This is a genomic window from Micromonospora sp. BS32 (assembly GCF_059089345.1).
Genome location: NZ_JBSSHR010000029.1, coordinates 23,195 through 38,551, shown reverse-complemented (window position 1 = coordinate 38,551; position 15,357 = coordinate 23,195). Strand labels below are relative to the sequence as shown.

The 15,357-nt window shown below is 73.8% G+C and carries 15 protein-coding genes; 5 read left to right on the top strand and 10 right to left on the bottom strand.

All coding sequences use genetic code 11. The annotated features are described in order from the left end of the window. Positions 1–83: 83 nt before the first annotated feature. Entirely contained in the window at positions 84–545 is a 462-nt protein-coding gene (locus tag AC5RWQ_RS28300) for a hypothetical protein (protein WP_494285682.1), read from the top strand. 202 nt (positions 546–747) lie between these two features. On the opposite strand, the gene AC5RWQ_RS28295 is transcribed toward AC5RWQ_RS28300, so the two are convergent. The 5 genes from AC5RWQ_RS28295 to AC5RWQ_RS28275 all read right to left on the bottom strand — a co-directional run bounded on the left by AC5RWQ_RS28295 (position 748) and on the right by AC5RWQ_RS28275 (position 6,009). Beyond that, positions 748–2,034: a glycosyltransferase 87 family protein gene (locus AC5RWQ_RS28295; protein ID WP_494285681.1), complete on the bottom strand. Its 1,287-nt coding sequence runs from the start codon at positions 2,032–2,034 to the stop codon at positions 748–750. Between the two features lie 254 nt (positions 2,035–2,288). After that, entirely contained in the window at positions 2,289–2,657 is a 369-nt protein-coding gene (locus AC5RWQ_RS28290) for a VOC family protein (RefSeq protein WP_494285680.1), read from the bottom strand. 191 nt (positions 2,658–2,848) lie between these two features. After that, a complete protein-coding gene (locus tag AC5RWQ_RS28285) occupies positions 2,849–4,777 on the bottom strand; it encodes a sigma-70 family RNA polymerase sigma factor (RefSeq protein WP_494285679.1) in 1,929 nt (642 codons plus the stop codon). A gap of 84 nt (positions 4,778–4,861) precedes the next feature. After that, positions 4,862–5,554 carry a helix-turn-helix transcriptional regulator gene (locus AC5RWQ_RS28280; protein WP_494285678.1) on the bottom strand — a complete coding sequence of 231 codons (693 nt, stop codon included), beginning with the start codon at positions 5,552–5,554 and terminating at the stop codon, positions 4,862–4,864. Positions 5,555–5,583: 29 nt separating this feature from the next. Further along, positions 5,584–6,009 carry a DUF350 domain-containing protein gene (locus tag AC5RWQ_RS28275; protein WP_494285677.1) on the bottom strand — a complete coding sequence of 142 codons (426 nt, stop codon included), beginning with the start codon at positions 6,007–6,009 and terminating at the stop codon, positions 5,584–5,586. Between the two features lie 194 nt (positions 6,010–6,203). On the opposite strand from AC5RWQ_RS28275, the gene AC5RWQ_RS28270 reads away from it, so the two are divergent. Further along, a complete protein-coding gene (locus AC5RWQ_RS28270) occupies positions 6,204–7,043 on the top strand; it encodes a class I SAM-dependent methyltransferase (RefSeq protein ID WP_494285676.1) in 840 nt (279 codons plus the stop codon). Between the two features lie 24 nt (positions 7,044–7,067). Here the strand turns inward: AC5RWQ_RS28270 and glnA are convergent, their stop codons facing one another. Continuing rightward, positions 7,068–8,417: a type I glutamate--ammonia ligase gene (glnA, locus tag AC5RWQ_RS28265; protein ID WP_334485874.1), complete on the bottom strand. Its 1,350-nt coding sequence runs from the start codon at positions 8,415–8,417 to the stop codon at positions 7,068–7,070. A gap of 228 nt (positions 8,418–8,645) precedes the next feature. Between glnA and AC5RWQ_RS28260 the strand changes: the two genes are divergently transcribed. Both AC5RWQ_RS28260 and panB read left to right on the top strand, forming a co-directional pair. Further along, complete coding sequence (locus tag AC5RWQ_RS28260) at positions 8,646–10,406, top strand: NAD+ synthase (protein WP_494285675.1); 1,761 nt, start codon at positions 8,646–8,648, stop codon at positions 10,404–10,406. A 136-nt stretch (positions 10,407–10,542) separates the two neighbouring features. Continuing rightward, positions 10,543–11,388: a 3-methyl-2-oxobutanoate hydroxymethyltransferase gene (panB, locus tag AC5RWQ_RS28255; RefSeq protein ID WP_334485870.1), complete on the top strand. Its 846-nt coding sequence runs from the start codon at positions 10,543–10,545 to the stop codon at positions 11,386–11,388. Between the two features lie 76 nt (positions 11,389–11,464). Here the strand turns inward: panB and AC5RWQ_RS28250 are convergent, their stop codons facing one another. From AC5RWQ_RS28250 to AC5RWQ_RS28240, 3 genes are all read right to left on the bottom strand, one after another. After that, positions 11,465–11,905, bottom strand: coding sequence for a VOC family protein (locus tag AC5RWQ_RS28250; RefSeq protein WP_494285674.1), 441 nt, complete (start codon positions 11,903–11,905; stop codon positions 11,465–11,467). A gap of 47 nt (positions 11,906–11,952) precedes the next feature. Next, positions 11,953–12,651: an NADPH-dependent F420 reductase gene (gene npdG, locus AC5RWQ_RS28245; protein WP_334485866.1), complete on the bottom strand. Its 699-nt coding sequence runs from the start codon at positions 12,649–12,651 to the stop codon at positions 11,953–11,955. 70 nt (positions 12,652–12,721) lie between these two features. Then, a complete protein-coding gene (locus AC5RWQ_RS28240; RefSeq protein ID WP_494285673.1) occupies positions 12,722–14,152 on the bottom strand; it encodes an RNB domain-containing ribonuclease in 1,431 nt (476 codons plus the stop codon). A gap of 73 nt (positions 14,153–14,225) precedes the next feature. Between AC5RWQ_RS28240 and AC5RWQ_RS28235 the strand changes: the two genes are divergently transcribed. Continuing rightward, complete coding sequence (locus tag AC5RWQ_RS28235) at positions 14,226–15,041, top strand: hypothetical protein (RefSeq protein ID WP_494285672.1); 816 nt, start codon at positions 14,226–14,228, stop codon at positions 15,039–15,041. A 100-nt stretch (positions 15,042–15,141) separates the two neighbouring features. Here the strand turns inward: AC5RWQ_RS28235 and AC5RWQ_RS28230 are convergent, their stop codons facing one another. Further along, positions 15,142–15,342: a hypothetical protein gene (locus tag AC5RWQ_RS28230; protein WP_334485860.1), complete on the bottom strand. Its 201-nt coding sequence runs from the start codon at positions 15,340–15,342 to the stop codon at positions 15,142–15,144. Positions 15,343–15,357 lie beyond the last annotated feature (15 nt).

Here is a 15,357-nt window from a genome sequence, read left to right as displayed (position 1 = left end):
ACAGGGTCGGGACGGGGTTCCTCCAGGTTCACTGGTCACTGTCGGTGACGTCATCGCACTACCACCGAACAGCTGGAGGACTGATGTCCCGCACGATGTCGAAGAAGCACCTGCTGGCCGGCCTGGCCGCCGCCGGAGTGCTCGGCGTGGGGATCGCCGCCCCCACGGTGGCCTTCGCCGAGGACAGCGCCACCCCGACGCCGAGCGCCAGCAGCAGCGACCAGGGCACCGACCGGCAGCAGCAGCGGGCCGACCGGCAGAACGCGTTCGCCGAGGCGCTCGCCAAGGAGCTGGGCGTCTCCACCGACAAGGTGACCGCCGCCCTGGAGAAGGTGCGCGAGCAGCAGAAGGCCGACCGACCGGAGCGGCCGTCCACCGAGGACCGGCAGGCGCAGCTCAAGGAGCGGCTCGACCAGGCGGTCAAGGACGGCAAGCTCACCCAGGAGCAGGCCGACGCGATCACCAAGGCCGCCGAGGCCGGCGTCTTCCCCGGCGGTGGTGGCCGCGGCCACCACGGCGGCCCCGAGGGCATGACCGGCAAGTGACCCGGTGGCCCCGCCGCCCCCTCGCCCGGCCGCTCCCTCTCCTCCCGGCCGGCCAGCCCCCGCGGCGGGGCCACCTCAGCCCCGTCCCCGTTGCCTGCTCGGCCGCGGTCGCCCGCACCCATCCTGACCCACGGAGGCCAGTGGCGCGGCTCCCCTCCGCCAGGACAGCCCCGGCATTGAGCGAAGACCATGACCGCGACGGTCACGCCGGACGGTGCAAGGAACGAACGCCCGCTTCCTTCCCGGCGTCGACGCCACCCACCTCCGAGCGCCCTCGCACCGGGACGAGAAAGACCAGCGCGAGGGCGACCAGGACGAGCAGGTTGCGCAGCACGAACTCGGGGACGCTGTCGGTCCGCTCGACGGCGTCGCCCCGGTTGGTGAATGACACGACGCCGTAGAAGGCGACGGCGTAGACGCCGGCCACCGCCAGGAGTGTGAGCGCGCGAGGAGCGACACGGGTGTCGGCGGCGGTCGCCCTGCCAACTAACACGAGCAGCGCCGGAAGCAGCCAGAAGATGTGGTGTGGCCAGGTGATCGGACTGACCAGGCCGCCGACGAGCCCGGTGATCGTCAGCCCCAACAGCTCGTCGCCGGCCGCCGCCGCCCGGGCGGCACGTCGTATTCCCAGGAACACCACGAGCAGGGCCGCGATCAGCCAGAGCGGTCGGCTGGCGGGCTCCGGCGCCACCAGCCGGCTCCACAGTCCCAGCAGGGACTGATTACCGGTGTAGTCGAGACGTCCGACCCGTTCGGTGCTCCACAGGGCGTCTGTCCAGAATCGCCACGAGGTCCCGGGTGCCACCAGCCCGGCCAGCACGGTCGCGGCGGATGCCGCCGCCATCGCCACCACCGCCGCCCGCCAACGGCGCGTGGCGAGCAGGTACAGGATGAAGATGCCCGGGAAGAGCTTTATCGCGGTGGCCAGCCCGATCCCGATGCCGGCGAACCGGTGCCCCCTCGGTAGGCAGTAGGCGAAATCCACCAGTATCAGGAGCACCAGCAGCAGGTTGATCTGCCCGAGGGTGATGGTTTCGCGCATGGGCTCCACCAGAAGGAGCAGGGGGGTCACCAGTGCCGCCACGTACCAGGGCGACGCTCCTCGCCAACCGCCCTTCGCCATTCGACAGAGCCACGCCGTGGCGACGTAGGTGGCCGCCACGGTCAGGGCGGTGAAGATCAGAGCGACCGCAGCAAAGGGAAGGAAGGAGATGGGGCACATGACGAGGGCCGCGAACGGGGTGTAGGTGAAGTAGAGGAGACCCTGCACCTCGTCCGGTCTCGAATAGTCGTAGAGCGGGTGTCCGTCGGCCCACCACCTCAGGGCGTCGTAATAGATGTGCAGATCGTAGAAATGGTGGCGGTTGCCGTACGGGAGATACGTCAGGGCCGCGATGGAGGTCGTCGCCACCACAGCGCCGACACGAAGGACCGCGGCTCCAGGTCCGGGCACCCGGACATCGCGCGGTGCCCGTGCTGCGGGGGGCATGGCGCCTCCTTCGTCGGCTGCGTCGTCCGCACCGACAGCCGAAGCGCCGGATCGCAGGCCACCACCGCACCGCTGGAACCCGCCGGGCCGGCACGATGAGCTACGCGAGGATAACAACCGGCATTCGTCGGAGAACGCGCCGAATCACCCACCGCGGGCAGCCGCGCCAGTAGCACTGTCGCGGCGCCATCGACTCGGGATCGGCGAGGCGGCGGTGTCCGGCGACCGGGACACCGCCACGTCGGCAGCGCCGGTCAGCCGGCCGGCGGCGGCGTGAAGACGCCGATGTGGTTACCGGCCGGGTCGGCCAGGTGGGCGAAGGTGAGCCGGCTCGGCGCCGTCACCAGGGGCACCAGCACCTTTCCGCCGGCAGCCTCGGCACGGCGGCAGGCCTCCGCCACGTCGGCCACCTCCGCGTAGAAGATCGCGTAGTTGGGCGAGCCTCCCCCGGTGGCCCGGATCGCCCCGCCGATCCCCGTCTCCCCGCCGGCCCCGGTCACCCGGTACGACCCGCCGGCTCCCTGCTCCTCGAAGGACCAGCCGAACAGCTCGCCGTAGAAGCGTTCCGCCTCGTCCGGCCGGTCGGTGCCGATCTCGAACCAGGTGATGGGCGTGGTGGACATGCGCTGCCTCCTGCATCCCGCGCCGGCCCGGTCGGCCGGCGTCGTCGGGAGTCAGCCTCGCCCCCGTCGGCGACAACGTCCTGTCGGTGTTTCCGATCCGGTCGGTGTTCGCCGATCCGGCCGGCGCGTCCCGGTCCGGCCGGTACGGGCGCCGGGTCAGCGGGCCGCCTGGAAGGCCCGGCCCACCTCCGTCACGGCGGGGCCGCTGCGGAAAGCCCGGACCGGTCCTTGTCACTGGCCGGCAGCCCGAACCAGGCGTACCGGCGCAGCCAGGGCAGCCCGGCCAGCATCCGGGTGGCCGCGGTGAGGAACGCCGCCTGCTCCCCCTGGGACGGGAAGACCGCCCCGCCGGAGAACCGGATCAGCGCGAACTCGGTCAGCCAGATCGGCAGGTGGTAACGGTCGTACACCGCCTGGAGGTACGACCGGAGCTGGCGTACCGCCTCGGCGGTCCGGAAATCGCCGCCGTACCAGTGCAGGGCGATGAAGTCGACCCGCAGGCCCCGGGCCTTCGCGCCGGCCATGAACCGGTCCAGCCAGCCGCCCGGGGTGGCACCCCCGAAGGCGACCGCCGGGCTGCCCAGCTGCCGGCCGGTCGCCGCCAGCTGCGGCCACAGGTCGAGCGCCTGCTCCGGCGTCATGTTCGACTGACCCGCCATGTCCGGCTCGTTGAACCCGAGCAGGTAGCGCCCGGCCTGCCGCGCCTGGGCCAGGCCGGTCGGGGTGACGCTCTTCGCCCCCCAGATCATCGGCACGAACTCGGTGCCGCTCGGGGTGCTGACGCCCTGGTGGCTGGTGTTCCAGGTGTAGTACCAACCGGCCCCGGATCCGTCGAGCGCCCGGTCCACCCCGGGGAACGTCCACACCCCGACGCCCTTACGAGCCGAGGAGACGACCGGCGCGGCGGCCGGTGCGGCCGCGGGCGACGCCGTGGCCCGGGGCGCGGTGGTGCGGGGGCGGGTGGCGGCCGGGGTACGCGGCGGCGCGCTCGGCGACGGCGGGATGGCGATGGCGCCGCTCGGCGCGACGGCGGCCGTCGGGGTGGCGAACCGCCCGCCGGTCAGGCGCTCGGCCGGCGCCGGTGCGGACGCCCCGCCCCCGCCGGTCAGGTGGGCCACGGCGAGCGCCCCGGCCAGCACGCAGACCGCCACCGCGGCGGAGACCGGTGCGAGCAACCGCCGCCCGCTCGCGGGGGCGCCCGCCCTGCGGGTGGGCTCCGGACCCGGCCGTGGGCCCGCGGCGCCATCGGATCCGCCACCATCGGACCCGACCGGCCGGCTGGCGGTCGACGGCGCCCCGCCCGGCGTGGGGACAGCCGGCGGCGGGACCGGGTGGGCGGCGAGGTGCGGCGGGACGGGCAGCAGGGACAGCCCGACGAGCAGCCGCTCGACCGGGACGAGGTCGTCGGCGTACGCCGCGCAGACGCCGCAGTCGCGGACGTGCCGGGCCAGCCGCTTGCGCCACAGCGGCCCCGGCCGGCCGTCCCACTCCCGGGCGACGTCGGTCAGCCCGGGGCAGCCGGGCCGGGCGTGCACCGCCCGCACCACCGTGCGGGCCAGCTGGAGCTGCTCCTTCATCCGGCGTACCCGCACGGCGGCGTGCGCCGGCGACAGGTCCAGTGCGGCGGCCAGGTCGGCCCGCTGCAGCGCGCCGGTCGTCTCCAGCCACCAGAGGGCGAGCAGGGGCTGGTCGTCGGGGTCCAGCCAGCGGGTCGCCTCGGCGACCTCCCGCCGCTGGTCGGTCAGGCCGAGCCGGAGGATGGTCGCCGCGGCGAAGTCGGCACCGGGGTCGGGCAGCTCCACGGCGGCGTCCAGCCCGGCGTCCACGGTCGCCTCCGCCCGGCGGTGCTGCTCATGGTCCCGGATCCGCCGGACGGTGATCGCCACCAGCCAGGACCGGTACGCCCCGGGCTCCCGCAGGTCCGGCAGGTGCCGGACGACCCGCAGCAGGGTCTCCTGCACCACGTCGTCGACGTCGGGGTGCCCGCGCAGCGCCCGGCCGACGATGTTGTAGACCAGCGGCAGCGACTGCGCCACCAGCGCGTCGAGCGCCGCGGGGTCACCGTCGCGGGCCGCCGCGACGGTGCCCGGGTCGGGTCCACCGCGACCGTTTTCCCGCATGTCTCCCACCTTCGTGCGTCGGACGGGTCGTGCCCCTTCCCCCTACGGAGACGGGCGGCCGCCCGGCCGATAACGGAAAACCGCTCAGACCAGGCTCAGCGCGCGGACCCGCCCGTGCGGGATGTCCAGATCGTCCACCCGCAGCTCCCGGGTCACCACCTCGGGCAGTGCCTCGACCGCGCGGATCCGGTCGGTGCGGAAGCAGCGCAGCCCGTCGCGCAGCCGGCACCAGGCCACCAGGTACCAGTGCGACGGGTTGCCGAGGTAGCCCAGCGGCTCGACCTCGCGGAGCGAGTCGGCGCCGGCGCGGTCGGCGTACCGCAGGCGCAGCACGCGGCGCGCGGCGACCGCGTCGGCGACGGTGGCCGGGACGGGCGTCGCCGGCCCGTCACCGATCAGGTGCACCCGGCCGGCGAGCCGGCGCGCCTCGGCGGCGTCGGCGGCCGGCAGCACCGCGAGCAGCTTGCGCAGCGCGGTGGCGCCCGCCCCGGCGAACGGGGTGCCGCCCAGCCGGCGCAGCGCCACCGCCATCGCCACCGCCTCGGCGGCGGTGAGGTTGACCGGGGGCAGGGTGTGCGCCCGGTCGACCGCGTAGCCACCGGTGCGGCCCGGCTCGGCCCAGATCGGCACCCCGGCGGCCTGCAACGCGGCGATGTCCCGCTCGATGGTGCGGGTGCTCACCTCGAACCGCCCGGCCAGCCAGCGGGCGCTACGCGGCCGCGGCGACACCGCCCGCAGCTCCTCTACCAGGGCGTAGAGACGGTCGGTGCGGTTCACCCCCGGAAGCTAAGCCCGGGGTACGACACTCAGGCGATGCAGGCGCAGACGATCAGCGCGGCGCCGAAGTGGGTGGCGGCGCTGACCCGGGCCGCCGGGTGCGGCTCGTCCGAGCAGATGATCTCGCCGAGCCTTCCCGGGGTCAGCATGTCGAGCACGAAGAAGGCCAGCGCCATGATGCCCAGCCCGATCAGCCCGAAGATCACCGTCGAGGCGAGTCCCTTGCCGAAGTCGCTGTAGCTGGTCAGGATCGCGGTGAAGACGATCCCGGCGATGCCGAGCTGGTTGGCGGCGAGCAGCAACCCGGCGTTGCCGTTGCGATGCACCCAGATCAGCTCCCGCAACTTCCCGGGCGTGAGCAGGTCGACCAGCACGAAGCCGGCCGCCATCAGCCCCACCCCGACGACCCCGAACACGACGCTCTGCCATGCTCCGGTGAGCAGATCCTCCAGCACCGACAGCCTCCCGACCTCTACGCCCGGCGGGAGTGCCGGCGCGGTGATCGAGACGATAGCGGGACCGCACCACCTCCGGCAGTCCCGCGGGCCCTGTCCTGCGCGCCCGTCGGGCGGATTACCGCCCAGCGCGGCGGCGTCGGCTGACCGTACGGGGCTGTGCCGGCGGGACGGGCGGGACGAGACTCGCCGGCATGGACCCAGCGGGAAGTGCGCGCAGCGCCCGGGTGGCCGCCCTCTTCGACCGGGTGGCCGGCACGTACGACAACGTCGGGGTGCCCTGGTTCACCCCGATCGCCCAGGGACTGGTCCGGGAGCTCGCCCCCCGGCCCGGCGAACGCGCCCTGAACGTGGGCTGCGGGCGGGGAGCGGTCCTCGTCCCGCTCGCCGGGGCGGTCGGTCCGACCGGGTCGGTGACCGCTGCCGACCTGGCACCTCAGATGGTGGCGGCGACCCGGGCCGAGGTGGCCCGGCGCGGACTGGCCCAGGTGGACGTACGGCTGATGGACGCCGCCGCCCCCGACCTGCCGGCGGGCGGCTACGACGTGGTGGCCTCGTCGCTGGTGCTGTTCTTCCTGCCCGACCCGGCGGCGGCGCTGCGGGCCTGGCGGGAGCTGCTGGTGCCCGGCGGCCGGCTGGGCGTCGCCACCTTCTCCGACCGGGACCCGCGCTGGGAGGAGCTGGACGAGATCTTCCGGCCGCACCTGCCGCCGCAGCTGCTCGACGCCCGCACCAGCGGCACCACCGGCCCGTTCGCCAGCGACGCCGGCGTCGAGGAGCTGCTGACGGCCACCGGCTACCAGCGGGTACGCACCGTCGGGGTCGACATCGAGGCCGTCTTCACCGACCCCGACCACTGGCACGCCTTCTCCATGTCGCACGGTCAGCGTGCCTTCTGGGACGCCGTCGCCGAGGGCGAGCGCGAGACGGTACGCCGAGCCACCACCGACTTCGTCCACGGGCTCCGCGGCGACGACGGGACGATCCGGCTGACCCAGCGGGTGCGCTACACCCTCGCCGAACGCCCCGCCTGATCGCGCCCGCCTGATCGCGCCCGCCTAGAGCGACAGGTAGCGCTGCCGCTCGTACGGGGTGACCTCGCGGCGGTACTGCTCCCACTCGGCGCGCTTGTTGCGCAGGAAGAAGTCGAAGACGTGCTCGCCGAGCACCTCGGCGACCAGCTCCGAGCCGGCCATCACGTCGATCGCCTCGGCCAGGTTCTCCGGCAGCGCCTCGTAGCCCATCGCCCGACGCTCGGCGCTGGTCAGCGACCAGACGTCGTCCTCGGCGCCCGGGGGCAGCTCGTAGCCCTCCTCGATGCCCTTGAGGCCGGCGCCCAGCATCACCGCGAAGGCCAGGTACGGGTTGGCCGCCGAGTCCAGCGAGCGGACCTCCACCCGGGCCGAGTTCGGCTTGCCGTACGCCGGCACCCGGACCAGCGCGGAACGGTTCAGGTGACCCCAGCAGACGTACGCCGGGCTCTCGGTGATCCGGTCCGGCAGCGCCAGCGGGAAGAGCCGCTTGTACGAGTTGACCCACTGGTTGGTGACCGCGGTGTATTCCCGGGCGTGCATCAGCAGGCCGGCGATGAAGGACTTCGCCACCTTGGAGAGCTTCATCGGGTCGCCGGCGTCGTGGAACGCGTTGCGCTCCCCCTCGAACAGCGACAGGTGGGTGTGCATGCCGCTGCCGGGCTGGTCGGTGAAGGGCTTCGGCATGAAGCTGGCCTGCACCCCGGTGGAGAGCGCCACCTCCTTCACCACGTGCCGGAAGGTCATGATGTTGTCGGCGGTGGTCAGCGCGTCGGCGTAGCGCAGGTCGATCTCCTGCTGGCCGGGGGCGACCTCGTGGTGGCTGAACTCCACCGAGATGCCGATCCGCTCCAAGGCCAGCACCGCCTGCCGGCGGAAGTCCCGCGCGACGGCGTGGGTGGTGTGCTCGAAGTAGCCGCCGGTGTCCACCGGGGTCGGCACCGAGCCGTCCTGCGCCCCGTTCTCCAGCAGGAAGAACTCGATCTCCGGGTGGGTGTAGAAGGTGAAGCCCTTCTCGGCCGCCCGGGACAGCATCCGGCGCAGCACGTGCCGCGGGTCCGCCCAGGACGGGCCGCCGTCGGGGAGCAGGATGTCGCAGAACATCCGGGCGCTCTCGCCGCTGACCCCGCCCTCGAACGGGAAGACCTGGAAGGTGGTCGGGTCGGGCATGGCGACCATGTCGGACTCGAAGACCCGGGCGAAGCCCTCGATCGCCGAGCCGTCGAAACCGATGCCCTCCTCGAAGGCCGCCTCCAGCTCCGCGGGGGCCACCGAGACGCTCTTGAGCGTGCCGAGCACGTCGGTGAACCACAGCCGGACGAACCGGATGTCCCGCTCTTCCAGCGTACGGAGGACGAACTCCTGCTGACGGTCCACTTCCCCAACCCCTCGCGACACTCTTGTCCGCCTTCGACCGGGCTCTGCCCGACCTGACCGCCCAGTCTCCCCGGGCCTCGTTACGCCGACGTTACGCGACCCGCCGCCCGCCGTCCCGCCGTGTCCCGCCTGATCGACCGGCGACCGCCGGTCCCGCGCGGCGGAGGGTGTCCGCCGTCTCCCCCGAGGTGCCGGATTGCCCTGCGGGCGCTGGGGCAAGATGAGGACATGCCCACCCTGCGTCTCGCTCTCTGCCAGGTCAACCCGACGGTCGGCGACCTCGCCGGCAACGCCGAGCTGGTCCGCTCCTGGACCCGGCGCGCCGCCGACGCCGGCGCCCAGCTCGTCGCCTTCCCGGAGATGATGCTGACCGGGTACCCGGTCGAGGACCTGGTCTTCCGCCGCTCCTTCGTCGCCGCCTCGAAGGCCGCCCTGGAACGGCTCGCCGCCGACCTGGCCGCCGACGGCCTCGGTGACCTGCCGGTCGTGGTCGGCTACCTGGACGCCGACGGCCCGCCGCAGGTCAGCGGGGACGCCGAGCCAGGCCGGGGGGCCCGCAACGCGGCCGCGCTGCTGCACCGGGGCGGTATCGTCGCCACCTACTTCAAGCACCACCTGCCCAACTACGGCGTCTTCGACGAGGACCGCTACTTCGTGCCCGGCGACACCCTCACCGTGGTGCGGGTCGGCGGGGTGGACGTCGCGCTGACCATCTGCGAGGACCTGTGGCAGGCCGGCGGCCCGTTCGCGGTGGCCCGGCAGGCCGGCGTCGGGCTGGTGGTCAACATCAACGGCTCGCCGTACGAGCTGAACAAGGACGACATCCGGCTGCCGCTGGTCCGCCGCCGGGCCGCCGAGGCGGGCGCCCCGATCGCGTACGTCAACATGATCGGCGGCCAGGACGAGCTGGTCTTCGAGGGCGACTCGATGATCGTGGCGGCGGACGGCACACTGCTCGCCCGGGCGCCCCAGTTCGTCGAGCACCTGATGGTGCACGACGTGGAGCTGGCCGGGGCGGCGGCGGACGCCGGCGAGGCCGGTGAGCTGGCGGACGGGATGCGGCTGGTCCGTCGTACCGTCGACGCCGTGCCGGCGGCCCCGGCGGGCCCGGCGGCCGACGGCGGCGTGCTGGAGCCGGTAGCCGACGAGGCGGAGGTCTGGCACGCGCTGGTGCTGGGCCTGCGCGACTACGTCAACAAGAACCGCTTCCCCTCGGTGGTGCTGGGCCTCTCCGGCGGCATCGACTCGGCGGTGGTGGCCGCGATCGCCGTGGACGCGCTCGGGCCGGAGCGGGTGGTCGGGGTGTCGCTGCCCAGCCAGCACTCGTCGGAGCACTCCCGGGCCGACGCGGAGGACCTGGCCAAGCGGACCGGGCTGGACTATCGGATCGAGCCGATCCAGCCCATGGTGGACACCTTCCTGGCCAACATGTCGCTCTCCGGGGTGGCGGTGGAGAACCTCCAGGCCCGGGTACGCGGCGTGATCCTGATGGCGCTGTCGAACCAGGAGGGCCACCTGGTCCTCACCACCGGCAACAAGAGCGAGCTGGCGGTCGGCTACTCCACCCTCTACGGCGACTCGGTCGGCGGCTTCAACCCGGTCAAGGACGTCTGGAAGACGCTGATCTGGCGGCTGGCGACGTGGCGCAACGCCGACGCCGAGCGGCGCGGCACGACCGCCCCGATCCCGGAGAACTCGATCGGCAAGCCGCCGTCGGCGGAGCTGAGCCCGGGCCAGCTGGACAGCGACAGCCTCCCCGACTACGACGTGCTCGACCCGATCCTGATCGGGTACGTCGACGGCGACCTGGGCCGCGACGGGCTGGTCGAGTCCGGTCACGACGCGGCGGTGGTCGACAAGGTGCTCCGACTGGTGGACACCGCCGAGTACAAGCGCCGGCAGTCCGCCCCGGGTACGAAGATCTCCATGAAGGCGTTCGGCCGGGACCGCCGGCTGCCGATCACCAACCGCTGGCGGGAGCACGGCTGACCTCCTTGCGCCGCGCCGGGGCCGGGCGGGGCGGAGTGAAATCCTGCACTCCGCCCTGCCGTCGCCGGGGCGAGCGGTGCGACGATCGCGGTGCAACCCGGGGACCGCGAAGGCGGCCTCGAGGAAGGAGACAGTGATGGTGGAGTCCACTCCAGCCGAGGTGACCGCCCTCTACGGCGGCCCGGTCACCCGGCGGGTACGCACCCGCGACCTGATCGCCGCCAAGGAGCGTGGCGACCGCTGGTCGATGCTCACCTCGTACGACCAGTACACCGCCGCGATCTTCGACCAGGCGGGGATCCCGGTGCTGCTGGTCGGCGACTCGGCGGCGAACAACGTCTTCGGCTACGAGACCACCCTGCCGGTGACCGCCGAGGAGCTGCTGCCGCTGGTCCGGGCCGTGGTCCGGGCGACCCGGCACTCGCTGATCGTCGGCGACCTGCCCTTCGGCTCGTACGAGGAGGGCCCCACGCAGGCGCTGCGCACGGCGGTGCGGTTCATGAAGGAGGGCGGCTGCCACGCCGTCAAGCTGGAAGGTGGCCGGCGCTGCGCCGACCAGATCGCCGCGATCGTCGGCGCCGGCATCCCGGTGATGGCGCACATCGGCTTCACCCCGCAGAGCGAGCACACCCTGGGCGGGTACCGGGTGCAGGGCCGGGGCGACACCGCCGACGAGGTGCTCGCCGACGCCCGGGCGGTGACCGAGGCGGGCGCCTTCGCGGTGGTGCTGGAGATGGTGCCGGGCGAGGTGGCCAAGCGGATCACCGCCGAGCTGCCGATCCCGACCGTGGGCATCGGCGCCGGGCCGGACACCGACGCGCAGGTGCTGGTCTGGCAGGACATGGCCGGCCTGCGCACCGGCAAGGCCCCGCGCTTCGTGAAGCGCTACGCCGACGTGGCCGGCGCGCTCACCGAGGCGACCCGCCGGTTCGCCGACGAGGTCCGCGCCGGGGAGTTCCCGGCCGCCGAGCACACCTTCTGAGGTACGCCGTCCCGGCGGTGCGGCGCAGCCGTCACACCGCCGGGACGGCTCTTCCGAAGCACTGGACGGCCGCCGGTCAGACCACGCAGAACTCGTTGCCCTCGGGGTCGGCCAGCTGGAACGAGTAGTAGCCGTTCTCCGGATCGTCCATCGACCCCAGCACCCGCGCGCCGAGCGCGGTCAGCCGGCCGACCTCGGCGTCGACCGTGATCCGGCGCTGCGCCACCGGCACCGCCCGGCCGCCACCGACCTTGAGGTCGATGTGCAGCCGGTTCTTGATCGACTTGACCTCTGGGACGGGCTGGAACCAGATCCGCGGGCCTGCCCCGGTCGGGTCCTCCAACCGGTCCAGGCAGTCGCCCTCCAGCTCGTCGGCCGGGACGCCGACGGACAGATACCAGTCCCGCCACGTCGGGTGCCCGTCCGGCGGCGGCTGCGGCCGGTAGCGCAGCGCCTCCGCCCAGAACGCCACGAGGCGCGACGGATCCCGACAGTCGATCACCAGTTGCCATTCCATCCGGCCATGATGCGCCCGGCGTACGACACCCGTCGGGCGACCCGACCTCAGAGGTCGGTGACGCGGATCCCGGCGTGCGCCTTGTAGCGCTTGTTGATGGCGATCAGGTTGGCGGTGAACGCCTCGATCTGGTGGGCGTTGCGCAGTCGGCCGGCGTAGATGCCCCGCATGCCGGGGATCCGGGCGGCCAGCGCGCCGACGATGTCGACCAGTTCGCGGTCCTCGGTGCAGATCAGCACGTCGAGGTCGATCCGGTCGACCTCCGGGTCGGCCAGCAGCGGCGCACTGACGTGGTTGAACGCCGCGCAGACCCGGGAGTCGGGGAGCAGCCCGGCGGCCTGCTGCACGGCGCTGCCCTCGGGCACGGTCAGCGCGTACGGGCCCTGCTTGTCGAAGCCGAGCGGGTTGACGCAGTCCACCACGATCTTGCCGGCGAGCGGCCCGGCCAGGGCGGCGACGGTGGCGGCGTGGCCGTCCCACGGCACGGCGATGACGACGACGTCGCTGCGCCGGGCCACCTCGTCGTTGTCGGCGCCGGTGAGGTCGACGCCGGCCGGCATCCCGGGCAGCGCGGCGATCTCGGCGGCGGCCTCCGCCGCGCGCTCGGCGGAACGGGATCCGATCAGCACGGTCTGCCCGGCACGGGCGAACCGGTAGGCGAGACCCCGCCCCTGGTCGCCGGTGCCGCCGATGATGCCGACGGTCAGCCCGGACACGTCGGGCAGCGTGGTCGCGTCGTAAGCCATGCCGCCATCCTCGCAAACGAGGCCGGGCGGCAGCAGCGCGAGGCGCTGTGACAATCCCCGCTGCCCCGGCTCAGGCCAGCGCGAAGAGGACGGTGCGGGTGACCGGGTCGGCGGTGACCAGGCGAACCCGGACCCGCTCGCCGAGCGGCAGCTCACCTGTGCAGCGGGCGCGTACCGGCGGGGCGTCCAGCGCCACCGTGCCGCCGGGCGGGCGGCTCGGTTTCGACTGCCCGTTCGGCGGGGCGTCGACGTCCAGCACGGCCGCCTCGAAGGTCTCCCCCACCCGGTGTTCCAGCAGCACCGCCTCGGCCAGCTCGACCGCGCCCCGGGTGGCGGCGCCGGCCGTCCGGTCGGTGGTGGCCATCACCTCGGGCAGCTTCGGCAGCGCCTCCCGCGCCCAGTCGGGCACCGGCCGCCCCTCGTGCAGGGCCAGGCACACCTCGGTGGCGTACCGGTCGGCCAGCCGGCGCAGCGGCGCGGTGACATGGGCGTACGCGGCCGCCACCCCACCGTGCTCGGGCTGCTCCGGCAGTTCGCCGTCGAACGCCGTGTACGCCGCCCCGCGCATCAGCTCGGCCGCCTGGTCGATGAAGGCGGCGGCCCGGGGTTGGGAGGCGTCCAGCCGGACCAGGATCTCGCCCACGCCCGTCCCGTCCGGCCAGTCCACGCCCAGCGGGGCGGCCGCCGCGCGCAGCCGGGCCACCGCCTCCGGCTTCGGCCGGGGCATGGTCCGCAGCAGGCCGATCCGGCCGGCCAGCATGATGTCGGCGGCGGCCATCCCGGTCAGCAGGGAGATCTGGGCGTTGTGGTCCTCCATCGGGCTGGGGCCGCGCAGCACCAGTCGCCAGCCGTCGCCGTCGGGTTCGACGTCCTGCTCCGGCAGCGGCAGGTTGATCGCGCCACGGCGCAGCCCGCGGGCGGTGAGCAGGGCGCCGATCTCGGGCAGCAGGGCGATCGGCTCGGGCAGCCGCCCGGCGTCCGCGTCGGCCTGGACGCCGACGTAGTCCAGCTTGGCGCGGCTGCGCACCCGGGCGCGTTCCAGCGCAACGGCGACGGTGGCGCCGTCGCCGTCGAGGTCGATGGTCCAGACCACGGCCGCCCGGTCGGCGTCGGGCAGCAGGCTGGCCGCGCCCTCGCTGAGGCTGTGCGGGTGCAGCGGCACGTTGCCGTCGGGCAGGTAGACGGTCTGGCCGCGCCGCCAGGTCTCCTCCTCCAGCCCGCCGCCGGGGCGGACGTGCGCGGCGACGTCGGCGATGGCGTACCGGACCCGGTAGCCGCCGGCCCGGCGGCTCAGGTGCATCGCCTGGTCGAGGTCGCGCGAGCTGGCCGGGTCGACCGTGACGAACGGGACGTCGGTCCGGTCGGCCCGCTCGGGCAGCGGCGCGGCGGCCGCCTCGTCCGCCTCGCGCTGCGCCGCGGGCGGGAAGGCCGCGGGCAGTCCCAGCTCGCGGCGCAGCGCGCCGAAGTCGATGCGGGGCGCCAGTACGCGTCGGATGACCACGAGGTCAATCTTGGCAGTGGCGCGGGTGATCCGCTCTCCGGCGGAGCGGTGGCGGTCGGCGTACGGTCAGCCGGTGGCCTTCCGGGCCCGGGACCGGGCGCTGGCCGGCGCGGTGGCCCGGGCGGCGGCGGTCCGGGTCGGCGCCTTGCGGGCGGTCACCTTCTTGGCGGTGGTCTTCTTCGCGGGCGCCTTCTTCGCGGCCGCCTTGCGGGTGGCGGTCGAGGAGCTGACGGTGGCCTTTTTCGCCGGCGCCTTCTTGGCGGTGGTCTTCGAGGCCGGGGCCTTCTTCGCGGTGACCTTCTTCGCCGGGGCCTTCTTCGCCGCAGTGGTCTTCTTCGCCGCGGCCGTGGTCTTCGCCGCGCCGGTGCTCTTCCGGACCGAGGCGGTGGCCTTCGTACCCGTGGAGGTGACCTTGCGAGCGCCGGTGGACGCCTTGGTGGCGGTGGTCTTCCTCGCCGCTGCGGTGGTCTTCTTCGCGGTCGCGGTCGTCTTCTTCGCCGCTGCCGTGCCCTTCGCCGCGGTCTTGCGGGCCGGCGCCTTCTTGGCGGTGGTCTTCGCGGCGGTGGCCCTCTTCGCGGTGGTCTTCGCGGCGGGGGCCTTCTTCGCGGTGGTCTTCGCGGCGGGGGCCTTCTTCGCCGTGGTCTTCGAGGCGGGGGCCTTCTTCGCGGTGGTCTTCGCCGCCGCCGTGGTCTTCCTCGCCGCCGTCTTCTTCGCGACGGTGGCCGCGCTCGCCGGGGACCGGCCGGAGCCGGCGCCCGCCGCGCTGGGAGCGGCCTTGTCGGCGGCCACCGTGGCGGTGGTGGACCGGCGTGCCGCGGTGTTCCGGGTCGCGCCGGCGCCTCGCGCCGCCGCAGCGGTCTTCCTGGCGGCCGGGCGGGTGGTGGCCTGACGTGCTTCGGCCATCTCGGTTCCCTCCTTGGGGACATGCTCTCGCGCGCCTCCTCACGGAGGTGCGGAGTTCCTCGGCACGGGCCGTCCCGCGCCGTTTGTCAGCCCTCCCCGGCCCAACGGGCGTCCTCGGCCTCCCACGCTTCGTTGCGCTCCCGCACCTGCTGGAGGGCGTTCTCCGCGTCGGCGGCCGAGTCGTACGGTCCGAGAACGTGCTTCGCAGGGCACACGTCGGCATCGGTCTCGACCCGGTGGTGTCGCGTGCACCAGTAGTAGTGCCCACCACTTCCGCTGTCGTTCATGAGATCACTGTGCAC